Annotated in this window: 17 protein-coding genes and 4 pseudogenes; 7 read left to right on the forward strand and 14 right to left on the reverse strand. The window is 64.8% G+C overall.

All coding sequences use genetic code 11. The features are described 5' to 3' along the window. Positions 1-333 precede the first annotated feature (333 nt). Both ABZ624_RS39915 and ABZ624_RS39920 read right to left on the reverse strand, forming a co-directional pair. A pseudogene (locus tag ABZ624_RS39915) lies at positions 334-444 on the reverse strand (WhiB family transcriptional regulator); the annotation flags it as partial. Positions 445-1,613: 1,169 nt separating this feature from the next. Then, entirely contained in the window at positions 1,614-1,985 is a 372-nt protein-coding gene (locus tag ABZ624_RS39920; protein WP_360099991.1) for a hypothetical protein, read from the reverse strand. Here ABZ624_RS39920 and ABZ624_RS39925 point away from each other — a divergent pair. From ABZ624_RS39925 to ABZ624_RS39950, 6 genes and pseudogenes are all read left to right on the forward strand, one after another. Further along, positions 1,939-2,118: pseudogene (locus tag ABZ624_RS39925) on the forward strand (transposase); the annotation flags it as partial. The gene ABZ624_RS39920 and the pseudogene ABZ624_RS39925 overlap by 47 nt on opposite strands. 89 nt (positions 2,119-2,207) lie before the next feature. Further along, a complete protein-coding gene (locus tag ABZ624_RS39930) occupies positions 2,208-2,456 on the forward strand; it encodes a type II toxin-antitoxin system prevent-host-death family antitoxin (RefSeq protein ID WP_360099993.1) in 249 nt (82 codons plus the stop codon). Continuing rightward, positions 2,453-2,896: a PIN domain-containing protein gene (locus tag ABZ624_RS39935; RefSeq protein WP_360099995.1), complete on the forward strand. Its 444-nt coding sequence runs from the start codon at positions 2,453-2,455 to the stop codon at positions 2,894-2,896. Before ABZ624_RS39930 ends, ABZ624_RS39935 begins: the two co-directional genes overlap by 4 nt. Before the next feature lie 334 nt (positions 2,897-3,230). Then, positions 3,231-3,548 (forward strand): transposase, encoded by a 318-nt coding sequence (locus tag ABZ624_RS39940; protein WP_360099997.1) that lies wholly within the window; start codon positions 3,231-3,233, stop codon positions 3,546-3,548. Then, positions 3,545-3,955: an IS3 family transposase gene (locus tag ABZ624_RS39945; RefSeq protein ID WP_360099999.1), complete on the forward strand. Its 411-nt coding sequence runs from the start codon at positions 3,545-3,547 to the stop codon at positions 3,953-3,955. Before ABZ624_RS39940 ends, ABZ624_RS39945 begins: the two co-directional genes overlap by 4 nt. Beyond that, on the forward strand, positions 3,952-4,314 hold the full coding sequence (locus tag ABZ624_RS39950) for a DDE-type integrase/transposase/recombinase (RefSeq protein WP_360100001.1): 363 nt from the start codon (positions 3,952-3,954) through the stop codon (positions 4,312-4,314). The genes ABZ624_RS39945 and ABZ624_RS39950 overlap by 4 nt, the downstream gene beginning before the upstream one ends. 183 nt (positions 4,315-4,497) lie before the next feature. Here the strand turns inward: ABZ624_RS39950 and ABZ624_RS39955 are convergent, their stop codons facing one another. The 5 genes from ABZ624_RS39955 to ABZ624_RS39975 form a co-directional block, all read right to left on the reverse strand. Beyond that, complete coding sequence (locus tag ABZ624_RS39955; protein WP_360100003.1) at positions 4,498-4,950, reverse strand: SRPBCC family protein; 453 nt, start codon at positions 4,948-4,950, stop codon at positions 4,498-4,500. Between the two features lie 14 nt (positions 4,951-4,964). Then, positions 4,965-5,690 (reverse strand): beta-ketoacyl synthase N-terminal-like domain-containing protein, encoded by a 726-nt coding sequence (locus ABZ624_RS39960; protein ID WP_360100005.1) that lies wholly within the window; start codon positions 5,688-5,690, stop codon positions 4,965-4,967. A 119-nt stretch (positions 5,691-5,809) separates the two neighbouring features. Continuing rightward, on the reverse strand, positions 5,810-7,003 hold the full coding sequence (locus tag ABZ624_RS39965) for a beta-ketoacyl-[acyl-carrier-protein] synthase family protein (protein ID WP_360100007.1): 1,194 nt from the start codon (positions 7,001-7,003) through the stop codon (positions 5,810-5,812). Positions 7,004-7,155: 152 nt separating this feature from the next. Next, positions 7,156-7,386 (reverse strand): acyl carrier protein, encoded by a 231-nt coding sequence (locus ABZ624_RS39970; protein ID WP_360100009.1) that lies wholly within the window; start codon positions 7,384-7,386, stop codon positions 7,156-7,158. Between the two features lie 42 nt (positions 7,387-7,428). Then, positions 7,429-7,725 carry an acyl-CoA carboxylase subunit epsilon gene (locus ABZ624_RS39975; RefSeq protein ID WP_360100011.1) on the reverse strand — a complete coding sequence of 99 codons (297 nt, stop codon included), beginning with the start codon at positions 7,723-7,725 and terminating at the stop codon, positions 7,429-7,431. 238 nt (positions 7,726-7,963) lie between these two features. On the opposite strand from ABZ624_RS39975, the pseudogene ABZ624_RS39980 reads away from it, so the two are divergent. Then, positions 7,964-8,689, forward strand: a pseudogene (locus ABZ624_RS39980) (IS6 family transposase). A 324-nt stretch (positions 8,690-9,013) separates the two neighbouring features. On the opposite strand, the gene ABZ624_RS39985 reads toward ABZ624_RS39980, so the two are convergent. From ABZ624_RS39985 to ABZ624_RS40015, 7 genes and pseudogenes are all read right to left on the reverse strand, one after another. Further along, positions 9,014-9,547: a nuclear transport factor 2 family protein gene (locus ABZ624_RS39985; protein ID WP_360100013.1), complete on the reverse strand. Its 534-nt coding sequence runs from the start codon at positions 9,545-9,547 to the stop codon at positions 9,014-9,016. After that, positions 9,516-10,364, reverse strand: coding sequence for a methyltransferase domain-containing protein (locus ABZ624_RS39990; RefSeq protein ID WP_360100015.1), 849 nt, complete (start codon positions 10,362-10,364; stop codon positions 9,516-9,518). The genes ABZ624_RS39985 and ABZ624_RS39990 overlap by 32 nt, the downstream gene beginning before the upstream one ends. Then, positions 10,361-11,455, reverse strand: a complete 1,095-nt coding sequence (locus tag ABZ624_RS39995) for a hypothetical protein (protein ID WP_360100017.1) — start codon at positions 11,453-11,455, stop codon at positions 10,361-10,363. The genes ABZ624_RS39990 and ABZ624_RS39995 overlap by 4 nt, the downstream gene beginning before the upstream one ends. 26 nt (positions 11,456-11,481) lie before the next feature. After that, positions 11,482-12,537 carry an FAD-dependent monooxygenase gene (locus ABZ624_RS40000; protein ID WP_360100019.1) on the reverse strand — a complete coding sequence of 352 codons (1,056 nt, stop codon included), beginning with the start codon at positions 12,535-12,537 and terminating at the stop codon, positions 11,482-11,484. A 134-nt stretch (positions 12,538-12,671) separates the two neighbouring features. Further along, entirely contained in the window at positions 12,672-12,917 is a 246-nt protein-coding gene (locus tag ABZ624_RS40005) for an acyl carrier protein (protein ID WP_360100021.1), read from the reverse strand. Beyond that, positions 12,910-14,013: a beta-ketoacyl-ACP synthase III gene (locus tag ABZ624_RS40010; RefSeq protein WP_360100023.1), complete on the reverse strand. Its 1,104-nt coding sequence runs from the start codon at positions 14,011-14,013 to the stop codon at positions 12,910-12,912. Before ABZ624_RS40010 ends, ABZ624_RS40005 begins: the two co-directional genes overlap by 8 nt. A gap of 82 nt (positions 14,014-14,095) precedes the next feature. Further along, positions 14,096-14,191: pseudogene (locus ABZ624_RS40015) on the reverse strand (polyprenyl synthetase family protein); the annotation flags it as partial.

Consider the following 14,191-nt stretch of genomic DNA (forward strand, 5'->3'; position numbering starts at 1 on the left):
CCGAAAACACCACAGCCACAAGCTCATTGACATCTCGCACACCACACCAACGGCGCCCGTCACCCTTGGTTACCACCGATTACGGGCCAGAGCCACTCGTTTGACAGTCCCGAAACCCTGACAATGGATCTTGATGGTCCAGGGAGGGATGTCCAGGTGGGACGTACGTCTCCGTATCCGCAGGAGTTCAGGTAGGACGCCGTCGCGCGGCGGGAAGCCTCGGGACTGGGATGATAGCCGGGCTCGGTGATCACTTGGGAGGGGCTGGCTGTGGGGACCGAGGCGGCGGTGTCGTCCGGGGTCGCTGGCACGCGCGTGCGCACGGGGCATCCGGGTGCACACTGCTTTGGCCCTGTTCTGCGCGGCGCCTTCGGCGAACAGTTCGTTCGGGTCCAGGGCGGCCCGGCAGACCGCTTTGTTCGTCCAGTCCTCCTCCGGTGTCACCCCGAAGCCGTCCTCTCCCCGTTTTGGCCTGCGCTCTTCGGTTTCACCTTATGCATCGGCAGAAACGTGAGGGTAGGGGCGGTCGCGCAGTGAACGGAGCTGCGGGCAGTACCGCGGGAGGGGGGTCTCTGTCCGCGATGGGTATGGCGCCCGGAGCGTGGTGTGACCTGCCTGCCCCGGGCGCTACGGACCTGTTGCCGGGTCCGTGGGAAACCACGGTAACTGCTATGGCCGGCGAGCTGTCGCTGATCGGCAGTCGCCCAGATCCGAAGTCGGACCAGGGTCACCGACACGTCGGCCCTGTCGGCGATGTCCTGTGCGGACATGCCCTGCTCACGCAGCCGGGCAGCCCATCGGGCGGCGGCATAGGGCGGGACACGGGCGGGAAGACCGCGCAGGCGGTCCTGGTTGCGTTGGCGGCGGGCCCGGCGTGCCGCCTGGCGGCACTCGGCGCGGGTGCAGCCGTAGTCGGCACAGGATGCCTGGCCGTGACGGACGGCTGACCGCTGCGGCCGACGCTGCACGAGCGGCGCGGCCGGGGCGGCGGACTGTACTTCAGAGGGCGGCATGGTTTCCTGCTGCGAGTTCGGGGTGGCGGTCCACGGTACGCGCCCACGCTGACAATGCGGCCCCGCCCCACCCCGGCTCGCTGGCAGGGGGTTGCCCGTCACTGCTGGAGCCAGCGGTCGAGAACGTGGTCATCGTGATGGCGGTGGAGGGCAGGCCATCAGCGAGGCAAGGGGCTTCGCGCCTTCGCACAAGCGCAGACCCCCTGGTGCGGCCTGCCCGCACAAGCAGCCAAGCAGATCAGCAAAGGCCCGAGCCCACGATGTCAGGGCCCTGCGCCCTCGGAGCCGTCACCGTTACAGGTCGTGGCACTCTCAGGAATTTGTTCGGCGCCGCAGTCACAGAACCACCGTTCGGTGTCGGCGGTGTTCACCCAGGTTCCCCTGCCGCAGGCAGAGCAGTGGCTTATCGTCATTGGCACGGCTCCACGGTAGTGCGCACACCGCTGACTGCATTTCCAGGCTGGCTGGTGTGCTCACAGGCCGAAGTGCAGGTTTCTGAGCAGCATCCTGGGCGCGGAGGAGGCGCTCTTGACGTACCGGGGGCGCTGAGGGCGACAATCCGCTCTGTTCTTTGTCGCGCTGCTCTCGCGCGCTGGGTAGTTATGTGGGCGTTTCGCTACGGTCCGTGGCCTGACGGGCTTCTTCGCCACGCTGGATCTGGGGGTCCTGGTCGGTCTGATGCTGTTTGGGGGTGAGGGATCGGGCCGCGTCGCACTCGATGCAGGCTGCTGTTCGGGGTTGGCGGAGCGCGGCAAGGGCCTCTTCCTGGGTGAGTGTCCGGTCGCTGGGGGCGCAGCCGAGGTCGTCGGATACGCGATGGCCGATCACCACCGTGCCTCGCTCGTCGTCGACGCCCTGAAGATGGCCTACGGCCGCGGCGGCCTGCAGCCCGGCTGCATCACAGACTCGGATCGCGGCAGCGGCCCTCATCCCCCGACGTTGGGTGGTCGAGCGCACCTTCGGCTGGCTCATGCACCACCGCCGCCTCGCACGCGACTACGAGACCCACTCCCACCGCTCCGAAGCCATAATCCACGTCGCAATGATCGACCTCATAAGCCGCCGACTCACCCGCGAATCCACCCCGAACTGGCGCGACACCTGAACCTCAAACCAAACAACCCCACCAGGACAAAACGCTCTTTTAGGGGTATCAACGCCCTGCCATTTCTTCCATGTAGTATCATGTACTACATGGAAGCTACCGCCCGTGAATTCAACCAGCAATCCTCCAAGATCCTCGCCGCAGCCGAACGCGGCGAGACTGTCACCGTCACCAAGAACGGCCGCCCGGTCGCTACCGTCGCCCCCTACCGCGAGCCCGGAATCCCGCCCTACCCCACCGGCCCCATCGGGGACAGCGTCGACATCCCCGAACTCGACCTCGGCGGCGACCTCACCAACGACGAGATGGAGGACATCCTGAAGGGCATGGGCTCTTGAACATTGTCATCGCTGACACCAACGCCCTTGTCCGTCTCCTCGACCCGAAGATGACCGGCCATGACGAGCATAAACGCGCCTTCGCCGCCATCGGACATCTGGTGATCTCTCCGCTTGTCCTTGCCGAGTTGGACTACATGATCACCACGCGCTCCGGCGTCCAGCAGGCGCTCACGGCCGCCAGGTTCATCGAGACCAACACGGCGCGGCGCCGCTTCGAAATCCCCGACATCGCACCCTGCCTGAGCGTTGCTATCGCTGTTGCCGACGGCTATAAGGACGCGGACGGCGGCAACGGCATCGGTTTGGCCGACGCCATGAACGTCGCCCTCGCCGCCAGGTACGAGACCGATCTCATGTTCACTACCGACCGGCACTTCCGCATGGTGCGCCCGCTGACCGGGCATCCCGCGTTCCGGATGCTCCCCGACGACCTGTAGGTGGCGGGTGGGCCAAGCGTGTATGCCGCGGCGGACAGAGCCCGTTCCCGCCGCTGAAGGCAGTACTCCAAGTTGGCATTGGGTGAGCGTCCCTGGTGGGGGTTGGGCGGCAAGCGGGGCGCGGTGAGAAACGTCCCGGAAGGCGACAGGGCGGAAGGAAGAGAGTGGCACGGGTCGTTGTACAAGCGCCGGGAGCGGGCATGAAGAGCGTGCCGCCGCTGGCCGCACCGGAGGAGGCCGCCTTCGCGAGGGGGCTGCTCGACGGCGGCTGGGCGGCGGTGTTGACCTTCCCCTCGTAGCGTGGAGGTTTGGCTTGAAGGGGAAGTTGAGTGTCATGGGTGGGAAGCGACGGTCGTACGACGTGCCCTTTCGTGAGGGCGCGGTACGGATCGTGTTGGAGACTGGGAAGTCCGCGGCGGAGGTCGCGCGGGACCTGGGCGTGCATGAGGGCACGCTGCAGACCTGGGTTCATCGGGCCAGGGTCCGCGCGGATGCTGAGGCGGCTGGTGGGCTGAAGGAGTCCGAACGCGAGGAACTGCGCAGGCTGCGTGAGGAGAACAGGCAGCTGCGCAGGGAGAACACCGAGATCGGGATGGAGCGCGATGTCCTCAAGCGTTCCGTGGTCCTCTGGGTGAAGGAGGCGACGAAGTGACGGTTGCGGGCTTCATCGCCGACCAGCGGACCGGGCACCATGTCCCGCACGCCGTTTCCTGCCGGGCTCTGGAGGTGTCCGAGTCCTGGTTCTACAAGTGGCGCCGTCGTCCGTCGGAGCCGACGAAACGCGAGGTCAGACGGGCCGCACTGGCTGAGCGGATCACTCATTTCTTCAACGCCTCCGGCCGGACGTACGGCTCGCCGAGGGTCACGCTGGACCTGTGGGCCGAGGGCTGGCAGGTCTCGCAGAACACCGTCGCCGAGATCATGGCCGAGCTCGGCCTGCGCCGTAAGCCCCCGCGTCGGCGGAAGAATCTGACCCGGCAGGGCGGAAAGTCGCCCGTGACCTGGTGCTTCGACGCTTCGACGCGATCACCCCGGACGTTTTGTGGTGGGGCGATATGACCGAGATCGACACCGGTGAGGGCAAGCTCTACCTCGCGTCCGTGCACGACGCGTTCTCGCGCCGGGTGCTCGGTTACGCGGTGAGGCCTCGCCACGATGCGGCCCTGGTCAGCGCGTCGCTGCAGATGGTCGCCGCAACCCGTGGCGGCAGCGTGAATGGCGTGATCTTCCACAGCGACAGGGGGTCGGAGTATACGAGTGAGGCGTACAACAGCCTGTGTGACCGGCTGGGAGTGGTGCAGTCCATGGGGCGCGTGGGCTCGGCCCTGGACAACGCGGCCGCGGAATCGTTCCACTCATCGATCAAGGTCGAGTACATCCACCGGCACCGCTTCGCACCCGCGCCGAGGCCCGGCTGAAGATCGCCACATGGATCACGGACTTCTTCAACACGCGCCGAAGGCACAGCGCGGCCGGCGGTCTGGCTCCGGTGGAGTTCGAACGAACCGTCACCGAGGCCAGGACGCCGGCACATCAGGAGGACCGAGCAGCATAAGGAAGTCCTCCACGCTTTCTGGGGAGACAAACCACAGTTACCTGGTTTACTGCTTCGTCTCGTTGTAATGCTTCGCGAGATATTCCAGGTTACGGGTCGAGTTCGAACGGGTTTGGTTGTTGATGATGGCTGTGAGAGCGTCGGGCGTCGTGGTCGTGTAGATGTGAGTCAACACGACGTGGGTTCCCTCACCTTCCGGTTCGAATCGCCAGTGGCCCTCCATCCGAACCACCGGCTCGGACGGATTGATCTGCGCGAAGTGGATCGTCCGCCCGTCGGGGTCGATGGTGCGCCTGAGCTGGCGGGTGGCATCCATCGTGATCTCCACGACGTCGCGGCCGCCTGACTCCTCCTCGATGACGGTCGCGGCGGTCACGACGGGCGTAAGCTCGGGCCAGCAAGTGACGTCGCGGATCACCTCGAACAATTTGGGCGTCGGGACGGAGAGGAAGAGCTCGTGCCTCACCTCTGCGTCCACGTCACTGACCGGAGTAATCAAGATCAATATGGTAGTCACGAGTCCTCTTTCGGATAGTTGACGGTGATCCAATAGCCTCCGCCTAGCGCAACGTTGGTGTCCTCACCTACCGCTGTGTCGACTGCCATCCGCAATCGGCCCGCGCCGGACAAGGTGGGCACCCAGTCCGGTTCTTGCTGAGGCGGTTGCCTGGTGTAGCGCAGGTCTGTGAGCAGGATCCGGTTCTGCCCACTCGGCCGGCGGATCGCGAACATCACTGCGCCTTCGGCCATCCCGCGGGACGGCAACGGTTCGTCAGGTGGCCAGTCGTGAAGAACGAACGGGCTGACGAGGGACTCTGCGGCGCCCACGATGGCCAGGTCGACGGCATGGCGTTCCAAAGCGTCTCGGGCGAGCCAGAGTGCCTCGCCGAAGCCGGACACGCGACCGGAAGCTGTCTTGGCACAGCCCCGTAGATCGAGGCCGATAGTTGTCTCGCCCTGCAGGGCGGCGGGGAACCAGGCCGTGGCCAGGTAGGCGCGCATGGCGTCCACTCCCGAGTGGATTAGGCGGATCAGCTCGGGTTCGGCGTAAGACCAGCCGGAGCGGGTGTTGGCCATGAAGACCCCGATCCGATCCCGGTCCGGCTGCTGTGCGATGGGAACGCCCGAGAGCGCACCGGCAACCGCCATATAACCCAGAGCGGTGAACCGGTCGATCCGGCGTCGCAGGTGGTGGGGGACATCAGGGCTCAGGCGAGGGTCGACAGCGAACGCAGGCACGTTTAGATCCTCGCCTCGGCCAGGGGGCCCGAGGCCGCCGAAGGCGACTCGGGCTCTTTCTCCTTCAGCAGGCACATGCGTTGCGCAGGCTGCTAATTCCAGTTCTGATAACAGATCTCTCATGGCACCCTCCCGAACACGACAGCAGTATGGATCCCACTAAATCCGCTGCTGGTCTTGACGATGATTTCTGGTTCGGCGTGCCGGGGCTCGCCAAGCACCAGGTCCAGCTGAGCATCGAGAGTTCTGGGAGTAGTGTTCCCGGTGGGCGGCAGCATACCCACAGGCAGGTACCGGCTGATACCGGCAACCTCAAGCAGCCCGGCCGCGCCGAGCGAATGGCCCGTGACGCCTTTCTGAGCGACCACTGGCAACTGGGAACTTCTGTCACCAAACACGTCGCGGTATGCAGCGCACTCCGCTGCGTCGTTCAGCGGTGTTGACGTGCCATGTGCGTCGAGCGCTTCAACAGCTGTCGGTGGCAAACCGGCATCGTCAAGAGCCTCTCGGATCGAAGCTGCGATGTCCACGCCTGATGTTCGAATTCTAGTCATATGGTAGGCGCTGGAAACTGAAGCCCAACCAAATACTTCGATAAGTGGTGCTGCGCCACGAGCAATCGCCGCTGGCAGTTCTTCCAGTACCACGGCCGCAGCGCCCTCACCCAGCACGAAGCCGTCCCGGTCCTGAGAGAACGGGCACGATGCATGTTCCGGATCGACATCCCGGTTCGACAGCGCACCGATGTTGGTGAATGCGCCGAGCACAAACGGGCAGAAGGGAGCCTCCGCAGCTACCACTAGCACCCGACTTGCTCGCCCGCTGGCCACAGTGTCGTAACCAGATCCGAGCGCGTCGAGGCCAGCTGTGCAGCCCGTCGAGACAGTCATCACCCCGCCGTTTCCTCCGACGCCGTGCCGCATGTGTGCCCACTCGGTGACGTGATCGAAGGAGAACTGGCCTGGCGGCAGGATGCGACCGCCACGGAAGGCGCTCTCCAGCTCCACGATGGCACCGGTCGCGGTGGCAGTGATCAGGCGGGTATCCGCTCGTTCGGGACCGGTTAGGCCCGACTCAGAGACAGCCTCGGCGATCGCCAGGTCAGCGAGAGCCACATAGCGGGGCAGTCCATCGACCGCAGGGACTGTAGTGCTGACGGGAACGCCAATTGGCCGGACGAATTCATCGAACCAGGGATCTGTCAACCTTCGAGCCAACGAACGCCCGGCCAAAAGCGCGGAAAGGTGGTCCTTCGAACTCCCGCCAGCACCAGAGACGGCGCCTACGCCAGTTATTACAACGCGACGAATCACGGTCGGCGCCCTTCAGTATTCGTACCCTGTCCCGACTTCACGTCACCACGATTATCCAAATCATCCAGCCAAATTAAACGCCGTCATTTGCGCGCAACAAGATAATCGCCAGGCACCGTGCTTTGAGTTTGACTGTTTAACGAACCGCCTACTCACCGAGATTCCGGCATGCATAGTTGGTCGGTCAGCTCAGCAAGCGTTAGCGCCCCTATGCCTTCGGGTAACGCCATGCCATGTTCGCCTCGCAATATCGCCCGCAACTCTGCCCTACCAAGCGAGTCCAGACCAAGGTCGATCAAAGGAGTATCTGGGCGCTGGTCGAGCGTCTCAGCATCAAGCCCTAGTTCAGCAATTAGAATATGGCGCAGGTCGGCGGGTTCCATGCTCTACTCCATAGGTCAGCGACTATGCGAGGACTGAATCGACTAAATATAGTTACGATACCGATGAGCCTTGGTGAACACCCTCATACTGTGTTGCTTGAACCTGGCTGAGGGCAGGTCAGGGGCAGCCCGCCAGGAGGTACGCGGTTCGAAAGGCGTCCATCTGCGAGGCCATTGCGCTCGCTGAACGGCATGGCTCGCAGCCGCGCCACCCGGACGGCAACTTATAATCAGGACGACTAGCAAGGCTGCTATCTCTTCCTCACTGGGACAGCCACGGACTACACGGGCGTCCCAGCCAGAACGACGACAGGTAGGGTGTACCAGTGTTCCCGACATGGCGCTAGATTCCCTGAAGAAGCAGTGCTGGGATACGAGTATTGCCCTGCACAAGGCCTCAAGATAGAGAGCCTGAGCGGTAATCGTGCAGCATATCGCGCAACCTTGTGCATATGTGATTCCCGTTCCCCGGACAGGCACCGCCAGCGGCGCCACCTGCGCCCGTGGACGTATCGGGGTGCTGTCACGTTGAGTTGGGCCGGTGAGATGATCTTGAGGTTGGTTGTCTCGGGAGGGTCTGCTGGTGGGTGCCGCGTCGCCGTCGTACAAGGGCCACCGCTACCCGGTGGAGGTCATTTCGCACCGTGTGTGGCTGTACTTCCGCTTCCCGTGGTCGTTCCGTGAGGTCGAGGAGCTGATGCTCTAGCGCGGCGTGATCGTCTCGTACGAGACCGTCAGACGGTGGTGCGTGAAGTTCGGGCAGGCCTACGCCAACGGACTGCGCCGGCGCCGCCCGCGGACGGGTGACACATGGCATCTCGACGACGTGTTCATCGGGATCGACGGAATGCAGAAGTATCTATGGCGGGCCGTCGACCAGGATGGCAACGTCCTGGACATCCTGGTCCAGAACCGGCGGGACAAGGCCGCGGCCAGGCGTTTCTTTCGCCGGCTCCTCAAAAAGACCGGGCAGGTCCCCCGGGTGGTCGTCACCGACAAGCTGAAGTCGTACGGTGCGGCGCACCGGGAGGTGATGCGGTCGGTGGAGCACCGCTCGCACAAGGGCTTGAACAACCGGGCGGAGAACTCCCACCAGCCGACCCGGCAGCGGGAACGCGCGATGAAAGGATTCCGTACCGTCGGTTCGGCGCAGCGGTTCCTGTCCGCGTTCACCGGGATCTCACCCCACTTCCGGCCCCACCGTCACCTCATGACCGCCGGCCACTACCGCTTCGAGATGACGCTCCGCTTCACCGTCCGGAACCACATCACCGGGGCCGCCGGCCTGCCCGCCACGGCCTGAACCACCGGGCACCACAAGCCCCACCCCGCCCTGACGCACCGTCACAAGCCACACCCCCGACAACGTGACAACACCGGTGCGAGGCCTGGCCAGCCACATCGCCGCCCCGGCAGCAGGAGAGTACCTCTTCCCGATACTCGGGAGTGAACTTCCTGCGTTTCTGCGACAACCGACTTCCCTTTCCGAACAGACCCATCGTAGTGGGACCACTGTCCGGAAACTTCGGGGCGCCGCAAGCCCCCCTCGTGCCGGTGGGTGGCTGATTGAAGCGGGATTACAGGCCGCAGACGGTCGGTGCTGGGTGCGCCATGGGCGGGCAGGACTTTACAGGCAGGGCTTTTTCGCACGCGGGAGCTGTGGCCGGGTGGTTTGGCCGAAGAGGTCCACGAGGCGGTCGAAGTAGGGGACGAGGAGGGCGGTGTGGGGACCATTCAGCACGGTTTTCAGGTTTGCGGGTGATTCCTTGGCTCGTGAGACGATGTACCACTGGCCGTGGATGCGCTGGAAGGTGTAGTGGTAAAGACCCTGGTCGAGGGGCTGGGGGCCGTCCTCGGTGTTGATGAAGCTGTTCACTTCGCAGGACGCGGTGGCCCGGTCGCCGTCGATGGCGGTAATGAAGTTGGACTGCATGTGGTGGACGTTGCGGACCATGGTGTGGATGGTGTCGATGAGTAGACGGAGGTTCTCCTTTCCTCGCACGTATATTCCGCTGGCGGGGATGCTCCATTCGCCGTCGTCGGTGAAGAGGTCTAGCCATGGCTGTGCGGGCCCGTGGTCTGCGTAGAAGGAGCACTGGTGGGCCAGTTCTTGGATGAGGACAAGGTCTTCAGTGAGGTTCCTGCAGGGCTGAGAGGGCACGGCGTGTTTCTCCCTGGGGTTTGGTCGCGGTGATGAAGTTGATGCCACTGGTGAGGGTGGTCACTTGCTGGTCGTGCATCCACCGGTCCTGTTGGTGCCGGATCCGGGCCACGGTGTCGTCGGAGAGCTTCATGACGACCGACCGGAAGCCGCTTCCTGCGATGAGCGGCCACCAGTCGGAGGGGCCGGCGAGCCGGGAGGCGTACTCCTCGTGGCGGACGGCGGGGTCCGTCACCCCGGCGGCTGTGCATAGTGCGGTGAGGGCGGTGATGTCCTCGGTCGCCCGCCAGGGAAGGCAGACGTCCAGGCCGGGTACATATTCCTGCGCCAGGTCGAGGAACATGCCGGAGGCCGGCGCAAAGACGTTGCGGCCCAGGGTGGCCAGGACGAGGCGTCCGCCGGGTTGAAGCAGGCGCCAGAACGATGCGATGGCTTTGGTGATGTCGTGGGCGAAGAAGACGGCGAAGCCGCAGGCAATCGCGTTGAAGGAGGCGTCCGGGTAGGGGAGCCGTTCCATGTCGGCTTTCTCGAACATGATGTCCGTCAGGCCGTGTTGCATGGCGCGGTGGCGGGCGATCGTCAGCATGTCCTCGGCAATGTCGACCCCGGTGATGTGGACCCCGGGGATCCTCTTCTGCGCCGCGCACAGGGCGATTTCACCAGTACCACAGGCCACATCGAGAACCCGGTCCCCGGGCGCGAGGTCCAGGGCGGCGGTGATGCGGAGGGTGAGGGAAGGCGGGAACGCGTCCACGCGGGCTGCGTTGTAGCCCTGTGAGGCCGTGTTGTAGACCAGCCGGGCATCGAAGCCGTTCACGTATCGCGCCCGGTTCGGGCTGAAGCGGTCGTGTTCTGCTGCCATACCGCTGTAAGGGCGCAGACGGTCACACCGGGCCCTACGCCAGTGAACAGGCCGCGTGCCCCGTTGGGCGGGGGGCTCGTGAAGGTGCGTGCCAAGACATCAAGCATGGAGACAGCGCCGACGTTGCCGATCTCCTTCAGGCTTTCCCATGAGTGGACTGCCATGGAGGTGGGCAGGCCGAGACCTTCCAGGAGGCGGCCCAAGATACGGGGGCTGCCTGGGTGGGCTACCAGGAAGTCGGGGGCGGCGCTCTCGCCGACGAGGGCGGTCTCTTGGAGCCATTTTGCCAGTTCGGGAGCGCTGGAGGCGACCGCCTGGATGAGGCGGAACGAGTTGTGGGAGTGCAGGCCGTCCGAGTGGGGTTCGTAGCCGACGATGTCCGAGGTGCCGGGGCAGAGATATTCCCACGATCCTGCCACGATCGGTCCTGTGTCCTCCGGCTGAGGGCTGCGGACGACGCATGCGCCCGCAGCATCCCCGAGAAGGCCCTTGAAGATCATGCCGTCCATCTCGGTGTCGTCGGGGTGCAGGTAGTGGCTGAACAGATCGCCGCACACCACCAGGACGACGGCGTCTGGCCGCACCTGGACTTGTTCTGCCGCACGGATAAGGGAGTAGGCACCCCCCGCGCAGCCCATGTTCGTGAAGTGCAGACGGCGGGTCTTTGAGGGGCAGCCCAGGCGCTGGCACAGGAACACGTCGAGGCCAGGCGTGGTGTAGCCGGTGGCGCTGAGGGTGACTACGCAGTCGATGTCCTGGGCGCTGACGTTCGCGGTCTGCATCGCTTCATGCGCCACTTCCTCGGCGAGACGCAGGGACTCCTCGAAATGTCGGGCGGTGCGCTGTTCGAGTGTTCCCGATGGGTGCGTCAGCTCGTGTAGAGGGCGCGTGAAATAACGCGTCTGCACGGTTGTCGCCCTGAGGACTTTCTGCACGTACTCGATACGCGGGTGGTCGCGGTAGGTTTCGGCGAGGCTGTGCAGCAGTTCCTCGGTGCCGACCTCGTACTGTCCTTTGCGGATCGCGGGAGGGGTGATGATCGCCATCTCAGGGTCTCCAGTGGGAAGAGGGGTCAGGGTGTCGTTGTGCCGTCGTAGAGGTAGTGCTTGCGACCGGCGAGTGTCTTCTGGGTCAAGGTCCGCATGTCGCACGGTTGCATGGTCGGCCAGTCCGGCGTCTGCGCCACCTGGTGTTGCCCGATGCGCCGGCCCACGTCAACCAGCTGGTTCCCCCGGGGCACGCGGGCTCGGTTGTACAGGTCGAGGACTTCTTCCCAGCACGAGGCGCCTCCCGAGGCGAGAAGGCGTTCGAACTCCATCGCGTCGCCCAGCGCCTTAGCGGCGCCGCTTGCGGCGTGCGGGCGGGCGATGGTCGATGCGTCTCCAGCCAGGAAGAACGGAAACCGGGTGTACCGCGTCAGCGGCAGGTCGTAGACCGGGTGGACCGCCATCCGTGCTGCGTCCGATCGGTGCACGACCTCGGACCACGCGTGAGGCAGATGCCGCGAGGCCAGGTCGTGGACGAACGGAAGCATGTCAGGGGAATCTCCTCCCCGCGCAGGGGCAGCGTAGAGCACCCAGTTGATCAGGTGCGGACTGCACGAGTGCCCGGCAGCGTCGGGGATGGGATAGAACACGGCATGCCCGCCGGGAAACACCACGGTGACGTAGGCGTTGTCCAAGAGATCCATCACGAGCGCGGGGTCGGACAGGATCTGCGGGTCCACTGTCCCCCGCCACAGGCTGTAGCCCGCGTACGCGGGGGCGGCTTCGGAATCGACCTGGGCGCGGACAAGAGAGCGGTGGCCGTCTGCTCCGGCCACTAAGGTATGCCGGGTAAGGGTTCCGTCCTGCCGCAGGACCGCGGCCTGTGCGTCATCTTTCAACACACTGGACACGGGGGCCCCGGGAAAGTAGTTCTCGGACGGAATCCGTGCGCGCAGCGCCTGCCACAAAGCGCCCCAAGTAGTGGTGACAGCCCTACTGGGATGACGCCAAAGTTCCAGGATATCCCCGCTCTTTGGCGCCCGGGTCAGCCAGATACGGGAGGTGACCTGGCAACGCGGGAAGTCCGCGCCGATATAGTCTGCGGCGATCAGCTGATCGGCGAGGGCCGGGGGGAGCGCCACGCCGAATCCCCGGTCGGCCAGGTTCCCAGATGTCCTCTCGTATATGTTGACGGCAAGGCCGGAGCGCAGGGCAGCGAGGGCGACAGCGCACCCGGCGATGCTGCCACCGACGACTCCTAGGGACGGCTTGGTCGTCACGGCTTCCCCCGCAGGCTGTCTTCGAGGAGCTGCGCAGCGGATCGCATGGACATCGTGGACTCGAAGAGCGTGTCATCGACGTACGTCCCCCACCGCTTCTCGAAGGCGGTAAAAATCTCGACAATCCCGAGGGAGTCCAGGTCTAGCGCCTCGAAGGTCGCGTCCGGAGTAATGTCTGCTTCGCTGTACTGGCACTTGTCAGCGATGACGGTGACGAGACGGTCATACCAGGGTTCAGGCATCGGGGTCTCCCGGGCTTGTCGAAGGTGAAGGAAAGATCGTCGCGACGGGTAGGGCTTGGGGCCAAGTGAGGGCTGCGGCGCCCCAGGTCAGACCGCCTCCGAAGGCGGTCAGTACCGTCGGGGCGTCCCGCGGGACCCTCTTGCCGAGGGCGGCGTCTGCGATGGCAAGGGGGATGGAAGCGGCGGCCGTGTTTCCCAGGGAGCCGATGTTGCTGACCAGTTTTCCAGGGGCGAGACCGAGTTCTTCGCCGACCGCGTCAAGAATCCGCTGGTTGGCCTGATGGGCGACCAGCGCCTCTAGCTCGGTGATTTTCCACCCGCTCTCGGCTGCAACCGTGGTGACCGCCTCGGTCATCCGCTGTACGGCATATCGGAAGACGCGCCGCCCGTCCATGTGCAGATACCGCAGCCGCTGGTCGGAGGCCACGACCTCAGGCTGACGGGAGCCGCCCACCGCGATGGAGATGAGTTGGTGGTGCGATCCGTCGCTGGCCAGGTGAGTCGCGAAGAGCGCACCGGGCTCGTCGGGGTCCCCCGCGCGCAGATACACGGCTCCGGCACCATCACCGAAGATAACCGCCGTATTGCGGTCTTTCGGGTCCACGATGGTCGAATACGTGTCGGCTCCAATAACAACTGCGCTGCGGACGTTGCCCGCTGTAATCATGGACGCCGCGATGCTCAACGCATACAAGAACCCAGAGCACATGGCGCCCACATCGAAAGCAACCACGTGCCCCAGACCCATCCGCCACGCCACCTCCGGCGCCGTCGCCGGACAGCGCCGGTCGGGAGTGGTCGTGGCGAGGATGACCGCCTCGGGGAGTGCCGTACCCGCTGCCGAACGCAGCGCGCCGATCCCGGCCCACACCGCGAGATCGGACGTTGCTGTCCCCGCCTCAACCCAGCGACGCTGGCGGATACCGGTCCGGCTGCGGATCCATTCATCTGACGTGTCGAGCGTTAAGGACAATTCGTCATTTCTCACGACCCTGGACGGAAGGCAGGTGCCGATTCCCGCAATCACCGCGCTTCGCGCGCGCTCCCCTCGCTGTGGACTCACCTTTTCTCCAATATTGGGGTGCAGAGGTGACACAAGTTCATGGTTGAATCCTTTTGGGTCCTGGTGAGCTGATCGAATCGGCCGATGTTCGCAGCGCTCTTGCCAACAACAGTCATCCGTCGATGATGTCGTCGTGGATGAGGGAGAAGTTGTGGACCAGCTCGATGGCGACGGCCGCGCCGAGCGCGTCCTCGCTGGCGCCGCCCACGGC

Origin of the sequence: Streptomyces sp. NPDC007205 (assembly GCF_040634095.1) — a bacterium.
Classification (GTDB): Bacteria; Actinomycetota; Actinomycetes; order Streptomycetales; family Streptomycetaceae; genus Streptomyces.